This is a genomic window from Bradyrhizobium sp. UFLA01-814, from assembly GCF_046718885.1.
Classification (GTDB): domain Bacteria; phylum Pseudomonadota; class Alphaproteobacteria; order Rhizobiales; family Xanthobacteraceae; genus Bradyrhizobium; species Bradyrhizobium elkanii.
Genome location: NZ_JAQOSR010000206.1, coordinates 1 through 13,358, shown reverse-complemented (window position 1 = coordinate 13,358; position 13,358 = coordinate 1). Strand labels below are relative to the sequence as shown.

14 protein-coding genes are annotated in these 13,358 nt (G+C 65.8%); 7 read left to right on the top strand and 7 right to left on the bottom strand.

The window, feature by feature from the left end; translation table 11 throughout:
- Nucleotides 1-178: 178 nt before the first annotated feature.
- The 4 genes from hslU to hslV all read right to left on the bottom strand — a co-directional run bounded on the left by hslU (nt 179) and on the right by hslV (nt 3,183).
- Nucleotides 179-1,483 (bottom strand): ATP-dependent protease ATPase subunit HslU, encoded by a 1,305-nt coding sequence (hslU, locus tag PMN64_RS37800; protein ID WP_016841472.1) that lies wholly within the window; start codon nt 1,481-1,483, stop codon nt 179-181.
- 61 nt (nt 1,484-1,544) lie between these two features.
- On the bottom strand, nt 1,545-2,141 hold the full coding sequence (locus PMN64_RS37795; protein WP_411784434.1) for a DUF2585 domain-containing protein: 597 nt from the start codon (nt 2,139-2,141) through the stop codon (nt 1,545-1,547).
- Complete coding sequence (locus tag PMN64_RS37790) at nt 2,138-2,623, bottom strand: GNAT family N-acetyltransferase (protein WP_028341986.1); 486 nt, start codon at nt 2,621-2,623, stop codon at nt 2,138-2,140. The genes PMN64_RS37795 and PMN64_RS37790 overlap by 4 nt, the downstream gene beginning before the upstream one ends.
- Before the next feature lie 2 nt (nt 2,624-2,625).
- Nucleotides 2,626-3,183 (bottom strand): ATP-dependent protease subunit HslV, encoded by a 558-nt coding sequence (gene hslV / locus PMN64_RS37785; protein WP_028335798.1) that lies wholly within the window; start codon nt 3,181-3,183, stop codon nt 2,626-2,628.
- A 244-nt stretch (nt 3,184-3,427) separates the two neighbouring features.
- Here hslV and hisB point away from each other — a divergent pair, with 244 nt between their 5' ends.
- The 7 genes from hisB to coaA all read left to right on the top strand — a co-directional run bounded on the left by hisB (nt 3,428) and on the right by coaA (nt 8,262).
- Nucleotides 3,428-4,021, top strand: a complete 594-nt coding sequence (gene hisB, locus PMN64_RS37780; protein ID WP_016841476.1) for an imidazoleglycerol-phosphate dehydratase HisB — start codon at nt 3,428-3,430, stop codon at nt 4,019-4,021.
- A gap of 86 nt (nt 4,022-4,107) precedes the next feature.
- Nucleotides 4,108-4,638, top strand: coding sequence for a DUF2628 domain-containing protein (locus PMN64_RS37775; RefSeq protein WP_411784433.1), 531 nt, complete (start codon nt 4,108-4,110; stop codon nt 4,636-4,638).
- Complete coding sequence (hisH, locus tag PMN64_RS37770; RefSeq protein ID WP_411784432.1) at nt 4,635-5,285, top strand: imidazole glycerol phosphate synthase subunit HisH; 651 nt, start codon at nt 4,635-4,637, stop codon at nt 5,283-5,285. The genes PMN64_RS37775 and hisH overlap by 4 nt, the downstream gene beginning before the upstream one ends.
- Nucleotides 5,282-6,010 (top strand): 1-(5-phosphoribosyl)-5-[(5-phosphoribosylamino)methylideneamino]imidazole-4-carboxamide isomerase, encoded by a 729-nt coding sequence (gene hisA, locus PMN64_RS37765; RefSeq protein WP_028335795.1) that lies wholly within the window; start codon nt 5,282-5,284, stop codon nt 6,008-6,010. Before hisH ends, hisA begins: the two co-directional genes overlap by 4 nt.
- 9 nt (nt 6,011-6,019) lie before the next feature.
- Entirely contained in the window at nt 6,020-6,796 is a 777-nt protein-coding gene (gene hisF / locus PMN64_RS37760; protein ID WP_038382736.1) for an imidazole glycerol phosphate synthase subunit HisF, read from the top strand.
- 150 nt (nt 6,797-6,946) lie between these two features.
- Nucleotides 6,947-7,270: a phosphoribosyl-ATP diphosphatase gene (locus PMN64_RS37755; protein ID WP_028341982.1), complete on the top strand. Its 324-nt coding sequence runs from the start codon at nt 6,947-6,949 to the stop codon at nt 7,268-7,270.
- A gap of 35 nt (nt 7,271-7,305) precedes the next feature.
- On the top strand, nt 7,306-8,262 hold the full coding sequence (gene coaA, locus PMN64_RS37750) for a type I pantothenate kinase (RefSeq protein WP_026192056.1): 957 nt from the start codon (nt 7,306-7,308) through the stop codon (nt 8,260-8,262).
- A 174-nt stretch (nt 8,263-8,436) separates the two neighbouring features.
- On the opposite strand, the gene PMN64_RS37745 is transcribed toward coaA, so the two are convergent.
- From PMN64_RS37745 to PMN64_RS37735, 3 genes are all read right to left on the bottom strand, one after another.
- Nucleotides 8,437-10,686, bottom strand: a complete 2,250-nt coding sequence (locus PMN64_RS37745; protein WP_411784431.1) for a response regulator — start codon at nt 10,684-10,686, stop codon at nt 8,437-8,439.
- 103 nt (nt 10,687-10,789) lie between these two features.
- Nucleotides 10,790-11,311: a hypothetical protein gene (locus PMN64_RS37740; RefSeq protein WP_411784430.1), complete on the bottom strand. Its 522-nt coding sequence runs from the start codon at nt 11,309-11,311 to the stop codon at nt 10,790-10,792.
- 130 nt (nt 11,312-11,441) lie between these two features.
- Nucleotides 11,442-12,986, bottom strand: coding sequence for a YifB family Mg chelatase-like AAA ATPase (locus PMN64_RS37735; RefSeq protein WP_411784429.1), 1,545 nt, complete (start codon nt 12,984-12,986; stop codon nt 11,442-11,444).
- Nucleotides 12,987-13,358: the final 372 nt, after the last annotated feature.

Sequence of the window (13,358 nt, the reverse complement as noted above, 5' to 3'; positions counted from 1 at the left end):
TTGCCACACCCGCAGATTCATCGATCGCCCACTCTCGTCGTCCCGGGCAAGCGAAGCGCGACCCGGGACCCATAACCACCGAAGGCAGTTCTAGAAGGAATGTCGGCCCGAGTCTTTGTCACCGCGGACTGTCGGGGTTATGGGTCCCGGCTTTCGCCGGGACGACTACGGTGGCCGCCTACAAAATAAACCGGCTCAGATCGGCGTTCTTGGCGAGGTCGCCGACATGCTTGGTGACGTAGTCGGCGTCGACCTGGATGGTCTCGCCGTGGCGATCGGGCGCGGTGAAGGAGATCTCGTCCAGCACCCGCTCCATCACGGTCTGCAGCCGCCTTGCGCCGATGTTCTCGACCGTGGAATTCACCGCCACGGCGACATCGGCCAGCGCGTCGATGGCGTTGTCGGTGATGTCGAGCGTGACGCCCTCGGTCTTCATCAGCGCAACATATTGCTTGATCAGCGACGCCTCCGGCTCGGTCAGGATCCGGCGCATGTCGTCGCGGGTCAACGCCTGCAGCTCGACGCGGATCGGCAGGCGGCCCTGCAGCTCCGGCAAAAGGTCCGACGGCTTGGCGATGTGGAACGCACCCGAGGCGATGAACAGGATGTGGTCGGTCTTGACGGCGCCGTGCTTGGTCGAGACCGTGGTGCCCTCGATCAGCGGCAGCAGGTCGCGCTGCACGCCCTCGCGGGAGACGTCGCCGCCGGCGCGGTTCTCGCGCACGCAGATCTTGTCGATCTCGTCGAGGAACACGATGCCGTTGTTCTCGACCGCGTTGATTGCCTCCTGCACCAGCTGATCGGTGTCGAGCAGCTTGTCGGATTCCTCGTTGACGAGGATTTCGTGCGAGCCCTCCACCGTCAGGCGGCGGGTCTTGCTGCGTCCGCCCATCTTGCCGAAGATGTCGCCGAGCGAGATCGCGCCCATCTGGGCGCCGGGCATGCCAGGGATTTCGAACATCGGCATGCCGCTGCCGCCCGACTGCGTCTCGATCTCGATTTCCTTGTCGTTGAGCTCGCCGGCGCGCAGCTTCTTGCGGAACGACTCGCGCGTCGCCGGGCTCGATCCCGGGCCGACCAGCGCGTCCAGCACGCGTTCCTCGGCGGCAAGCTGGGCGCGAGCCTGAACGTCCTTGCGCTTGCGCTCGCGGGTCTGCGCGATCGCGACCTCGACGAGGTCGCGGACGATCTGCTCGACGTCGCGGCCGACATAGCCGACCTCGGTGAACTTGGTGGCCTCGACCTTGAGGAACGGCGCGCCGGCGAGCTTGGCCAGCCGCCGCGCGATCTCGGTCTTGCCGACGCCCGTCGGCCCGATCATCAGGATGTTCTTGGGCAGAACCTCCTCGCGCAGGGAACCGGCGAGCTGCAGCCGCCGCCAGCGGTTGCGCAGCGCGATCGAGACGGCGCGCTTGGCGTCGGTCTGGCCGACGATGAAGCGGTCGAGTTCAGAAACGATTTCACGGGGAGAGAAGTGAGTCATTGGCTCTAGCTAGGTTGGAATCGCGGTCTCGGCAAGCGGCAGTCCTCCAAGGCGTGATTCCCTAAAGAATCGGCGGCCCGGCCTGCCACTGCCGGATCGCCTCGAACGGGTGGATCAGCATGATGATGTTCAGTGTCAGATTGTCGCGAATGTGAAGCAGCAACACGGTTTCGAACAAAGCGCCGAGCGCGACGGTCGCGGCGATCGGCAGCTTGCGCGCCAGCAGGAAACCGACAACCATCGCGAGCGTGTCCGACACCGAATTGACGATGGTGTCGCCGTAATAATCGAGCGAGATCGTGCCGGCACGGTAGCGCTCGATGATCCAGTTGGAGTTTTCGACGAGCTCCCAGCTGCCTTCGATCAGCATCGCGACAATCAGCCGCCCGGGCCAGGCGAGGCGCGGCAGCACGAGGAAGGTCAGACCGTAGAACAGCAGGCCATGCAGCACATGCGACAGCGTGTACCAATCGGCGATGTGCTGCGAGTTCTCCGAGCTCTGAACCGTACCATGCCAGAGCTTGACATAGCCGCAGGCACAGATCGGCAAACGGCCCATCGCATAAAGCAGCGCCGCCTGCAGCACGAGCAGCGCTGCCGCGATCGCCAGCCAATGCCACGCTGAAACGCCGGTGACAGGCTTGTGCGCGATCGTCATGCGTCGCGCGCCATCAGCAGCGCCGGCCCGTCCGGCGTATCGACCATGCCCATCCTCTGAAAACCCGCCTTCTCATAGGCGCGGATCGCGCGCGCATTGGCCGGGTCGGGATCGGTGACGATGCGTGGCGCGCCTTGTGCCAGCCGGTCGTCGACAAAGGCGCGGATCAGCGCCGAGCCGTGGCCACCGGCCATCATGTTGGGCTCGCCGATAAAGAGATCGATCCCGCGCGTGCCCTCGGGCTGGAGCCCGAAGCCGGAATTCCACGCCGTCAGGTCGTAGCACTGGATGTAGCCCAAATCGGACGCATCGGCCGCGACGATGAACTGGTCCATGGCCGGCTCGTCGAGGTCGCCGCTGACCAGCGCATATTGCTCGGCCGGATCGCCCCACCATTCCCGGACATGCGGCAACGCCAGCCACTGCTTGATCCGCGGCAGGTCGGCCGGCGTCATCGGGCGGAAATGATAGGGGCGGGCCATGCTCAGCCGCCGATCGTCTCGATCGTCACGTTCCGGTTGGTGTAGACGCAGATATCGGCGGCGATATCCAGCGCGCGGCGGACAATGGTCTCGGCGTCCTTGTCGGTATCGACCAGCGCACGGGCTGCGGCGAGGGCGTAATTGCCGCCGGAACCGATCGCCATGACCCCGGATTCGGGCTCCAGCACGTCGCCGGTGCCGGTCAGCACCAGGGAAACGTCCTTGTCGGCCACGATCATCATGGCCTCCAGCCGGCGCAGGTAGCGGTCGGTCCGCCAGTCCTTGGCGAGCTCGACGGCCGCCCGGGTCAGTTGCCCCGGATATTGCTCCAGCTTGCTTTCCAGCCGCTCGAACAGGGTGAAGGCGTCGGCGGTGGCGCCGGCAAAGCCGCCGATCACGTCGCCCTTGCCGATCCGGCGGACCTTCCTGGCATTGGCCTTGATCACGGTCTGGCCGATCGAGACCTGCCCGTCGCCGCCGATCACCACCTTGCCGCCCTTGCGGACCGTGCAGATCGTGGTGCCATGCCAGACCGGCAGCTCATTTGGGGATGCTTGCATAGGTTACCTCTCTTCCGGGCTGATTTAGGCGGTCGGGCAGGGGGTTACAATCGGGGGATTTCGGAGCGTTTTCGAGCGAAGTGGGTACCGGTTCGCGTGAAGAAAACGCGTCAGAACTAAATCGACAACGAATTCCGGTCACCATGGCCCCAAGTTGGGGCGTTTCGAGGTCATCCCGCAGTAGCGAAGGTGACATCAGCCTGTTAAAAGACCGGCGTTTTCGGCACGGGAAAGCTCAATCTTCATGCGCACCGCAACCATCAAGCGCAAGACCAAGGAGACCGACATCGAGGTGACGGTCAACCTCGACGGAGCAGGCGTATCCACGGTTTCGACCGGGATCGGCTTCTTCGACCATATGCTCGACCTCCTGGCCCGGCATTCGCGCATCGACATCACGGTGAAGGCGGATGGCGATCTCCATGTCGATTACCACCACACCACCGAAGACGTCGGGATCGCGCTCGGACAGGCCGTGAAGCAGGCGCTCGGCAACATGGCCGGCATCACCCGCTATGCCTCGATCCACATGCCGATGGACGAGACGCTGTCGCGCGTCGTGATCGACATTTCCGGCCGCCCCGTGCTGGTGTTCAAGGCCGAATTCCCGCGCGACAAGATCGGCGAGTTCGACACCGAGCTGGTGCGCGAGTGGTTCAACGCCTTCGCGATGAACGCCGGCGTGACTCTGCACGTCGAGACCCTATATGGCGAGAACAGCCATCATATCGCCGAATCCTGTTTCAAGGGTCTGGCGAGGGCGCTGCGGACGGCAATTGCGATCGATCCGCGTGCCCAGGGCGAAGTGCCCTCGACCAAGGGTCAGCTCGGCGGCTGATCTCTGGAGCGTGATCCGGAAGAGTAGATGCCGGTTTTCCGAAAGATCATGCTTTAAATAAGAGTCCATCCTCGGCGGAGCGTTCGATGCCGGTCTATACAGTGCATGCCCCCGTGGCCAACGGCGCCAATCTCGCGGCGGCCGACAAGTTCGTCTTCGTGCGCGACGGCTTCCATTTCTGGGCCGCGGTTGCGGGCGTGATCTGGCTGGCCTGGCATCGGCTCTGGCTGGCGCTGATCGGCTGGTTCGTTCTTACTTTCGTGATCGATTACGCGCTGACGAAGCTTGGCGTCGGCCGCAGCGCGATCTTCTTCGTCGACCTGGTGCTGATGGTGTTGCTCGGGCTCGAAGCGGCGAGCTTGCAGCGCTGGACGTTGTCGCGGCGCAAATGGCGCCAGATCGACATCGTCGTGGGCGACGATGCGGAGGCCGCCGAGCGCCGTTTCTTCGCGCGCTGGACCGCGCGGCATCGCGGCGCTGTCAACGACCAGCGGTCGGTCGATCGCGGCGCGCCGCCGCCGACCCGCGACGTTCCGGGTCAATCATTCTCAAAACCGCCGTCGATGCCGCAGGGCGGCATCATCGGATTGTTTCCAGAGCCAGGAGGATCGCGATGACCGTTGCAATCATCGATTACGGCTCCGGCAATCTGCATTCGGCGGCCAAGGCCTTCGAGCGCGCCGCGCGCAGCATGGAGGATCCGCAAGCCATCAAGGTGACGCGCGATCCCGACGCGGTGTATCGCGCCGATCGCATCGTGCTGCCCGGTGTCGGCGCGTTCGCCGATTGCCGCCGCGGCGTCGACGCGGTCGACGGCATGCTGGAAGCGCTCACCGAAGCGGTGCGGGTCAAGGCGCGGCCGTTCTTCGGCATCTGTGTCGGCATGCAGCTGATGGCGACGCGCGGCAAGGAGCACGTGATCACCGAGGGCTTCAACTGGATCGGCGGCGATGTCGAGAGGATCGAGCCGCGCGACGAGAGTCTGAAGGTCCCGCATATGGGCTGGAACACGCTCGACATGGTGCGTGAGCATCCGGTGCTGGAGCGGCTGCCGCTCGGGCCGAAGGGACGTCACGCCTATTTCGTGCACTCCTATCACCTCAACGCCGCCAATGAGGCGGACGTGCTGGCGCGCGCCGATTATGGCGGGCCGGTGACCGCGATCGTCGGCAAGGACACCGCGATCGGCACCCAGTTTCACCCCGAGAAGAGCCAGCGCTTCGGCCTCGCTTTGATCGCCAATTTCTTGAAGTGGAAGCCGTGATCCTCTTTCCAGCGATTGATCTGAAGAACGGCCAGTGCGTGCGCCTGGAGCAGGGCGACATGGCGCGCGCCACCGTGTTCAATCTCGATCCGGCGGCGCAGGCGGCGAGCTTCGCCGCGCAGGGCTTCGAATATCTCCACGTCGTCGATCTCGACGGTGCCTTCGCCGGCAAGCCGATGAACGCCCATGCGGTGGAGGCGATGCTGAAGGCCGTCACCATGCCGGTGCAACTCGGCGGCGGCATCCGCGACCTCAAGACCATCGAGGCCTGGCTCGACAAGGGCATCACGCGCGTCATCATCGGTACCGCCGCAGTGCGCGATCCCGAGCTCGTGAAGGGCGCGGCGAAGACATTCCCAGGTCGCGTGGCCGTGGGCCTCGATGCGCGCGACGGCAAGGTCGCGGTCGAAGGCTGGGCCGAGACCTCGCACGTGACCGCGCTCGAGATCGCGCAGCGCTTCGAGGATGCCGGCGTTGCCGCGATCATCTTCACCGACATCGCCCGCGACGGCCTGCTCAAGGGCCTCAACCTCGACGCCACCATCGCGCTCGCCGACCGCATCTCGATTCCAGTGATCGCCTCCGGCGGCTTCGCCTCGATCGATGACGTCAAGGCGCTGCTGGAGCCGCGTGCGAAGAAGCTGGCCGGTGCGATCGTCGGCCGTGCGCTGTACGACGGACGGCTCGATCCGGCCGCCGCCCTTCAGCTGATCCGCGGCGCGTAGGAGGAGATCATGTTCAAGGTTCGCGTGATCCCCTGCCTCGACGTCAAGGACGGCCGCGTGGTCAAGGGCGTCAACTTCGTCGATCTGCGCGACGCCGGTGACCCGGTCGAGGCCGCGATCGCCTATGACGCCGCCGGCGCCGACGAGCTCACCTTCCTCGACATCACCGCCACCCATGAAAACCGCGGCATCATGCTGGACGTGGTGCGGCGAACCGCGGAAGCCTGCTTCATGCCGCTGACCGTGGGCGGCGGCGTCCGCACCGTCGACGACATCAAGACCCTGCTGCGTTCCGGCGCCGACAAGGTCTCGATCAATTCGGCGGCCGTCAGCCGGCGCGAATTCGTCAAGGAAGCGGCCGAGAAATACGGCGAGCAATGCATCGTGGTTGCGATCGATGCCAAGCGGGTCAAGCGCGCCGGCGGCTCGGACCGCTGGGAGATCTTCACCCATGGTGGACGGAATGCCACCGGGATCGACGCCATCGAATACGCCCAGGAGGTCGTCTCGCTCGGCGCCGGCGAAATCCTGCTGACCTCGATGGACCGGGACGGCACCAGGCAGGGCTTTGACCTGCCGCTGACCCGGGCGATCGCGGACAGTGTCCCCGTACCGGTCATCGCGTCCGGTGGTGTCGGCAATCTCGACCACCTGGTCGACGGCGTCCGCGAGGGGCACGCCACCGGCGTGCTGGCCGCGTCGATCTTCCACTTCGGGGAATTCACCATCCGCCAGGCCAAGGATCACATGGTGCGCGCCGGCCTGCCGATGCGGCTCGATCCCTAGCGCGAGCGTGGTCCGGAAAAGTGGAAACCGGTTTTCCGTGAAGACCACGCTCAAACAGGGAGAGCTGGGACTCCTTGTCACAAAAATGCTAAGTCCCCACCTAAGGGGTGGCACCCGTGTGGTGCCGCCGTGCATGCTTGAGTTGAGTTGATGTCGCGTTTCACGGTCCACGATCTGGCCGCCACCATCGACGCCCGCGCTGCAACGGGCGGTGAGGCGTCCTACACCCGCAAGCTGCTCGACAAGGGCGCGGAGCATTGCGCCAAGAAATTGGGCGAGGAAGCGGTCGAGACCGTGATCGCCGCGGTCGAGAATGACCGCGATCATCTCATCGCGGAAAGTGCCGATCTCGTGTTTCACCTGCTGGTTCTGTTGAAATCCCGCGGCGTGAAGCTGGAGGATGTCGAGGCCGCGCTGGAGAAGCGCACCTCGATGTCGGGACTGGAAGAGAAGGCGTCGCGCAAGCGCGACTAGCGCAAATGATCGAGCGCATCGAGAGGGGCGGCCTCATGGACATCCGGGCACCAGATCAACAGTACAACCCCTACCGCATCTTCACGCGCCAGCAATGGTCGCATCTGCGTGACGATACGCCGATGACGCTCGAGCCGGGCGAGTTCGACCGCCTGCGTTCGATGCACGACCGCCTCGACTTGCAGGAGGTGGAGGACATCTACCTGCCGCTGTCGCGGCTGCTCTCGATCTATGTCGATGCGACGCAGCGGCTGTATTACTCGCAGCGTCAGTTCCTCAACATCCGCGACCGCAAGATGCCCTACATCGTCGGCGTCGCCGGATCCGTCGCGGTCGGCAAGTCGACCACGGCACGCGTGCTGCAGGCGCTGCTGGCGCGCTGGTCGCCGCGGCCGAAGGTCGATCTGATCACGACCGACGGTTTCCTGTTTCCGAATGCGGTGCTCGAGCGGCAGGGCATCATGCAGAAGAAGGGCTTCCCGGAAAGCTACGACCTGCCGACGCTGCTGTCGTTCCTCAGCGACATCAAGGCGGGGCGGCGCCGCGTGCGCGCGCCGGTCTATTCGCATCTGACCTACGACATCGTGCCGAACAAATGGGTCGAGATCGACCAGCCTGACATCCTGATCGTCGAGGGCGTCAACGTGCTGCAGACCGGGCGGCTGCCGCGCGACGGCAAGGCGGTGCCGTTCGTTTCCGACTTCTTCGATTTCTCGGTCTATATCGACGCCGACGAGGCCGTGCTGCGGGAGTGGTACATCAAGCGCTTCCTGGCGCTGCGCGACACCGCGTTCACCGATCCGAGGTCCTACTTCCACCGCTATGCGCCGCTGTCGGACGAGGAAGCAACGGCGACCGCGATCGCGATCTGGGAGCGCACCAACCTCGCCAATCTCGAGGACAACATCCTGCCGACCCGCCCGCGCGCGACGCTGATCCTGAAGAAGGGCGCCGACCACGTGGTGCAATCGGTCGCGCTGCGCCGGCTGTAAGTTCTGATCCGTTAAAGCGGACCACATCAACGGTGTCGTCCCGGCGTAGGCCGGGACCCATACTCCGCGGCCCCTGCAAAGGGCAGGCGGCGAGACGGTCGTTCACCAATCGCCAATCGACAACTGTGGTTATGGGTCCCGGCCTTCGCCGGGACGACGCGGAATTTTTCGCTGCTACGCCGCGATATGCCGCGCGGCGGCGAGGCCCGCGAGCGCTTCTTCCAGCTTCTCGCGGTCGAGCGGCTTGATCAGGAAACCGTCCATGCCGGCTTCGAAGCAGGCATAGCGGTCTTCCACCAGGGTATTTGCCGTCAGTGCCAGGATCGGGGTCCGGCGGACGGATTGCGCCGCTTCATGGGCGCGGATCTGCTTGGTGGTCTCGATGCCGTTGAGGCGCGGCATCTGGATATCCATCAGCACGAGATCATAGGGCGTGCCGGCTGAGGTCGCCGACAGCCAGGATTCCATCGCCTGCTCGCCATTGGTGGTGATGACCACGTTGTGGCCGAGCCGGGTGAGCAGCGAGCGCATCAACAGCGCGTTGATCTCATTGTCTTCGGCGACCAGGATCGACAGCCCCTTGTCCGGCAACGCGGATGCGGGCGCAGTGGGCGCGGACTCGGCGGCCGCCTCGATCGCGAGGCTCGGCGCGGCAATTTCCGGCGATGCGGTCAGGCGTGCGGCGAGCGACGACGCGCGCAATGGCTTGACCAGGTAGCCGGTGAACATGGCGGTCTCGGCGGCCGAAAGCTCCTGCCGCGTCGCCGGCGTGAACATCACGATGCGATGGGTTGCGTGGATGCGGGCGGCGTCGGCAAACGCCTCCATCGCCGGCGTGCCGAGCGTGTGGTCGATCAGCACCGTGTGCCAGCTCCGCTCCGGCAGCAACGCCTCGGCGACACCGGCGTCCGACACGATGCAGGTCTGCGCGCCCCAGCGCTGCAACTGCCGCGAGATCAGCGAGACCTCGATGCTGTGCGGCGCCACCAGCATGATCGACTGTCCCGTCAAGTCGGGCGCGGCGAAGCCGTTGGCCTCGCCGGTATCGGCCGCGACGAGCGGGATCGACACCTCGAAGGTCGAGCCGGCGCCCGGCGTGCTTGCGAGCGTGATGCGGCCGCCCATCCGCTTGACGATGCGGTCGCTGATCGAGAGGCCGAGGCCGGTGCCGCCATAGCTGCGCGCGATCCGATCGTCGGCCTGCTCGAACTCCCGGAAAATACGCTGCTGCGCTTCCGGCGCGATGCCGATGCCGGTGTCGCGAACCAGGAAGCTGATCTCGTTCGGCCAGATGCCGGGCTCGACGATCAGCGCCACGCCGCCGGTCGCGGTGAACTTGATGGCGTTGCCGGCGAGGTTGAGCAGCACCTGACGCAGCCGCGCGGCGTCGCCGGTCACCTGCATCGGCAGCCGTTCGTCAACATAGGCGGCGATCTCGATGCCCTTGGTCTGCGCGCGCGGCGCCAGCAGCTCGGTGATGTCCTCGATCAGGCCGGACAGCGCGAAGGCGCGGTGTTCGAGATCGATCTTGCCGGCCTCGATCTTGGAATAATCGAGCAGCTCCTCGATCAGCGCGAGCAGCGCGTCGCCGGACGTCTTGACCGCCTTGACGTAGGTCATCTGCTCCGGCGTCAGCTGCGTATCCATCAGCAATCCGCTCATGCCGATGATGCCGTTGAGCGGGGTGCGGATCTCGTGGCTCGCCATCGCAAGGAAGCGCGACTTGGCGCGGTTGGCGGCGTCGGCCTGATCGCGCGCTTCGGCGAGCGCGTGCTCGCTCTCGGTGCGGTCGGTGACGTCGCGGCCGACGCTCTGCATCTCCGCAGGCGCGCCGGCATCGTTGCGCACGAGGCCTTCACGCCAGGCGATCCAGCGCGGCCCGAGCGGTCCCTCGATCTTCTGGTCGTAGACCCGCGTGCCGTTGGATTCGAGCGCGGTGTCGCCCTGCTCGAGCACCTTCAGCGTTGCGGTGCTGCCGATCAATTCGCTGCGGGAAATCTGCGCCAGCTCGCAATAGGCGTCGTTAGCATAGGTGATGAGCCCGTCGAGGTCGCGCAGCACGATCAAATCGTCCTGCGCCTCGAACAGGGTGGAGGCGCGCTGCTCGGCCTCCTGCAGTTCCCAGTTGCGGTCGGCCATCGCTTCATTGTGCATGGCGATGGTGCGCAGCCGCTTGCGCATCAGCCGCAGGCGGATGCCGAGCGTCACGATCCAAAGGCAGGCGAGCGCGAACAGGAAGCTGACCCCAATCGCGAATGCATTGGGATCGTAGCCGCTCTGTTGCGAGAGTGCGCCCGAAATGAACCCGAAGGCGCTGCCGAATGCGACGGAGAAGATCGTGAACGAGCGGACGATCGTCGCGACCCAGGAATGGCGCCGGAGGAAGCGGCGAAGGCGCAACTTGATCCGGAAGAAACGCCCCATCAATGGTGACCCTGAGACAGCTTGATCTGGCGCTGACGATGCGTCGGCCAGCTTGCAAAGTGCTTGAAATTGGTGGCCATTTCGCGCCGCCCTCAGAACAAGGTTAGCGGGGGGTTAACTCTGCCATGACCCGGTTCGGGACGCGCGCGTCAGGCGCGGGCGATGCGGCTTCGAGGCGGCGGTGTCCGCCGCGGGCGCTGACGATCAGGGCCGCGGCATCGCGCACCGAGAACGTCTTCGACTGCACGAAGACACGGTAGTCGGACGGACCGTCATCATGCGTCAGATAGATGACGGGGCCGGTTGCCGAGGCATCGCTGGAAATCCCGATCAGCCGCGCCGCCGCGCTGCGCTCGCAGGCGCCGGCCTCGGCATCGTCGATATCGTCGATCACGGTGAAGTCGGCGGCGTCGGCGCTGTCGGCGATCTGGACCCGGACGGTGGCCTGGCTGGGGTCGTCGGTGAAGCTGACGTGAAGCTGCGCCAGCCAGGGGATCGATGCGATCTGCATCGTGGCGCCACCCACCTCGATGCAGGGCCGCGGGCCCGGCAGGAACTCGACGCGGGCAAGGACCGCGGCCACGGCAAGGGGGACCACCGAGGTCAAAATCTTCAAACGCAACATGACACAACTCGCTCGACCCAAGCTTGCCGCCGATCGCGGTGCTTATGGTTTGCGGAGCGTAAACAAAACTCGTTACCGCCGCGTTGACGCGGGGCATTGCGGCACGAATCGGGACAGGGCTTCAGTTAGGTCAGGCGGCGCGGCGCAAATCGTCGGCCAATGCACGATAGGACAGCGCTTCGGCGAGGTGCAGCCGGCCGATCGTGTCGGCGCCGTCGAGATCGGCGAGCGTGCGCGCCACCCGCAGCACCCGGTGATAGCCGCGCGCGGTGAGGTGCATGTTGTCGGCGGCCTCGCGCAGCAGCTTCTGCCCATGCGCGTCGGGCTGCGCGATGGTCTCGAGCAGCGAGCTCGGTGCTTCCGCATTGGTGCGGACATGCGGCATGCCGGCCGCGGCGTAGCGCGCGAGCTGGATGTCGCGCGCGGCCGCGACGCGGGCGGCAACCTCGGCCGATCCCTCCGCCGGCGGCGGCAGGATCAGATCGGCCGCGGTCACGGCGGGCACCTCGATCCTGAGGTCGATGCGATCCATCAGCGGGCCGGAGATCCGCATCTGGTAGTCGGCGGTGCAGCGGTCGAGCCGGCCGCGCTTGCAGGAATAGCCGGGTTCATAGGCATGGCCGCAACGGCACGGGTTCATGGCCGCGACCAGCATGAAGCGCGCCGGATAGGTGACGCGGTGGTTGGCCCGGCTCACCGATACCTCGCCGTTCTCCAGCGGCTGGCGCAGCGAATCCAGCACGCGCGGATCGAACTCCGGCAGTTCGTCGAGGAACAGCACGCCCTGGTGCGCGAGCGAGATCTCGCCCGGCTTGGCGCGCACGCCGCCGCCGGTCAGCGCGGCCATGCTGGCGGAATGATGCGGGCTGCGGAACGGGCGTCGCGCGGTCAAGGCGCCGTCGCGGATCTCGCCGGCAACCGAGGCGATCATCGAGACTTCGAGCAGCTCCGACGGCGACAGCGGCGGCAGGATCGAGGGCAGTCGCGCCGCCAGCATCGACTTGCCGGCGCCGGGCGAGCCGATCATCAGCAGATGATGACCGCCGGCAGCGGCGATCTCGAGCGCGCGTTTCGCGCTCTCCTGGCCCTTGATGTCGCGCAGGTCCAGAAGCGTTTCCTCGCGCTCATGCACCTTCGGCTGCGGGCGCGACAGCACCTGCGTGCCCTTGAAGTGGTTGGCGATCTGGATCAGCGAGTGTGCCGCGATGATCTGGATGTCCGGACTGGCCCAGGCGGCTTCCGAGCCGCAGGCGGCCGGGCAGATCAATCCCTCGTCGCGCGAATTGGCGCCGATCGCCGCGGGCAGCACGCCCGCAACGGCTGCGATCGAGCCGTCGAGCCCGAGCTCACCGAGCACGGTGAAGCCGTTCAGCGCGTCCGGCGGGATCGCGCCGATCGCGGCCATCAGGCCGAGCGCGATCGGCAGGTCGTAATGGCTGCCCTCCTTGGGCAGGTCGGCGGGTGCGAGGTTGACGGTGATGCGGCGGGCGGGAAGCGCGAGGCCGGAGGCGATCAGCGCCGAACGCACGCGTTCGCGGGCTTCCGACACCGCCTTGTCGGGCAGGCCGACGATCGCGAACGCGGGCAATCCCGGCGCGACCTGCACCTGCACCTGCACGTCGACCGCGCGGGCCTCGATCCCCTCGAATGCGACGGTGGAAACGCGCTGAACCATGCTGCCCCTATCTTCCGCAATCAAGGGTAGCGGAACCGGGCGGCAAGTGCAAGAACATTACAAGAACATTCGCCGCGCCGAGGGCTGGTCGTCCGGTACCAGTTCACCGCGCGGCGCATCCGCTTCCGGCCGGTGCGCAAGCGTCAGGCGTCGCTCGCGATGACGCGTGCTTCTCGCGATCGAACACAGCTCGCGTCGTCGACAACTGCAAGAATCATTTTCAAGAATCATTCCAGCGCGCACGAGCATCGCGCTTATTGTCGCAGCGTGTCGTCGATTTCCTTGCTGTTTCAGTGTTCGCATACTGATCGCGCGCGCAGTCTCGATCTATTCCAACTGCCAAGGTCTGTACTCGCGAGCCCCGCGCTGTAG

What these genes read in the sequence shown, in the direction of transcription:
- PMN64_RS37735 (WP_411784429.1), bottom strand. Translation starts at nt 12,986, where the DNA reads ATGGTTCAGCGCGTTTCCACCGTCGCATTCGAGGGGATCGAGGCCCGC.
- PMN64_RS37790 (WP_028341986.1), bottom strand. Translation starts at nt 2,623, where the DNA reads ATGGCCCGCCCCTATCATTTCCGCCCGATGACGCCGGCCGACCTGCCG.
- coaA (WP_026192056.1), top strand. Translation starts at nt 7,306, where the DNA reads ATGGACATCCGGGCACCAGATCAACAGTACAACCCCTACCGCATCTTC.
- hisB (WP_016841476.1), top strand. Translation starts at nt 3,428, where the DNA reads ATGCGCACCGCAACCATCAAGCGCAAGACCAAGGAGACCGACATCGAG.
- hslV (WP_028335798.1), bottom strand. Translation starts at nt 3,183, where the DNA reads ATGCAAGCATCCCCAAATGAGCTGCCGGTCTGGCATGGCACCACGATC.
- hslU (WP_016841472.1), bottom strand. Translation starts at nt 1,483, where the DNA reads ATGACTCACTTCTCTCCCCGTGAAATCGTTTCTGAACTCGACCGCTTC.
- PMN64_RS37795 (WP_411784434.1), bottom strand. Translation starts at nt 2,141, where the DNA reads ATGACGATCGCGCACAAGCCTGTCACCGGCGTTTCAGCGTGGCATTGG.
- PMN64_RS37740 (WP_411784430.1), bottom strand. Translation starts at nt 11,311, where the DNA reads ATGTTGCGTTTGAAGATTTTGACCTCGGTGGTCCCCCTTGCCGTGGCC.
- PMN64_RS37755 (WP_028341982.1), top strand. Translation starts at nt 6,947, where the DNA reads ATGTCGCGTTTCACGGTCCACGATCTGGCCGCCACCATCGACGCCCGC.
- hisH (WP_411784432.1), top strand. Translation starts at nt 4,635, where the DNA reads ATGACCGTTGCAATCATCGATTACGGCTCCGGCAATCTGCATTCGGCG.
- hisF (WP_038382736.1), top strand. Translation starts at nt 6,020, where the DNA reads ATGTTCAAGGTTCGCGTGATCCCCTGCCTCGACGTCAAGGACGGCCGC.
- PMN64_RS37745 (WP_411784431.1), bottom strand. Translation starts at nt 10,686, where the DNA reads ATGGGGCGTTTCTTCCGGATCAAGTTGCGCCTTCGCCGCTTCCTCCGG.
- PMN64_RS37775 (WP_411784433.1), top strand. Translation starts at nt 4,108, where the DNA reads ATGCCGGTCTATACAGTGCATGCCCCCGTGGCCAACGGCGCCAATCTC.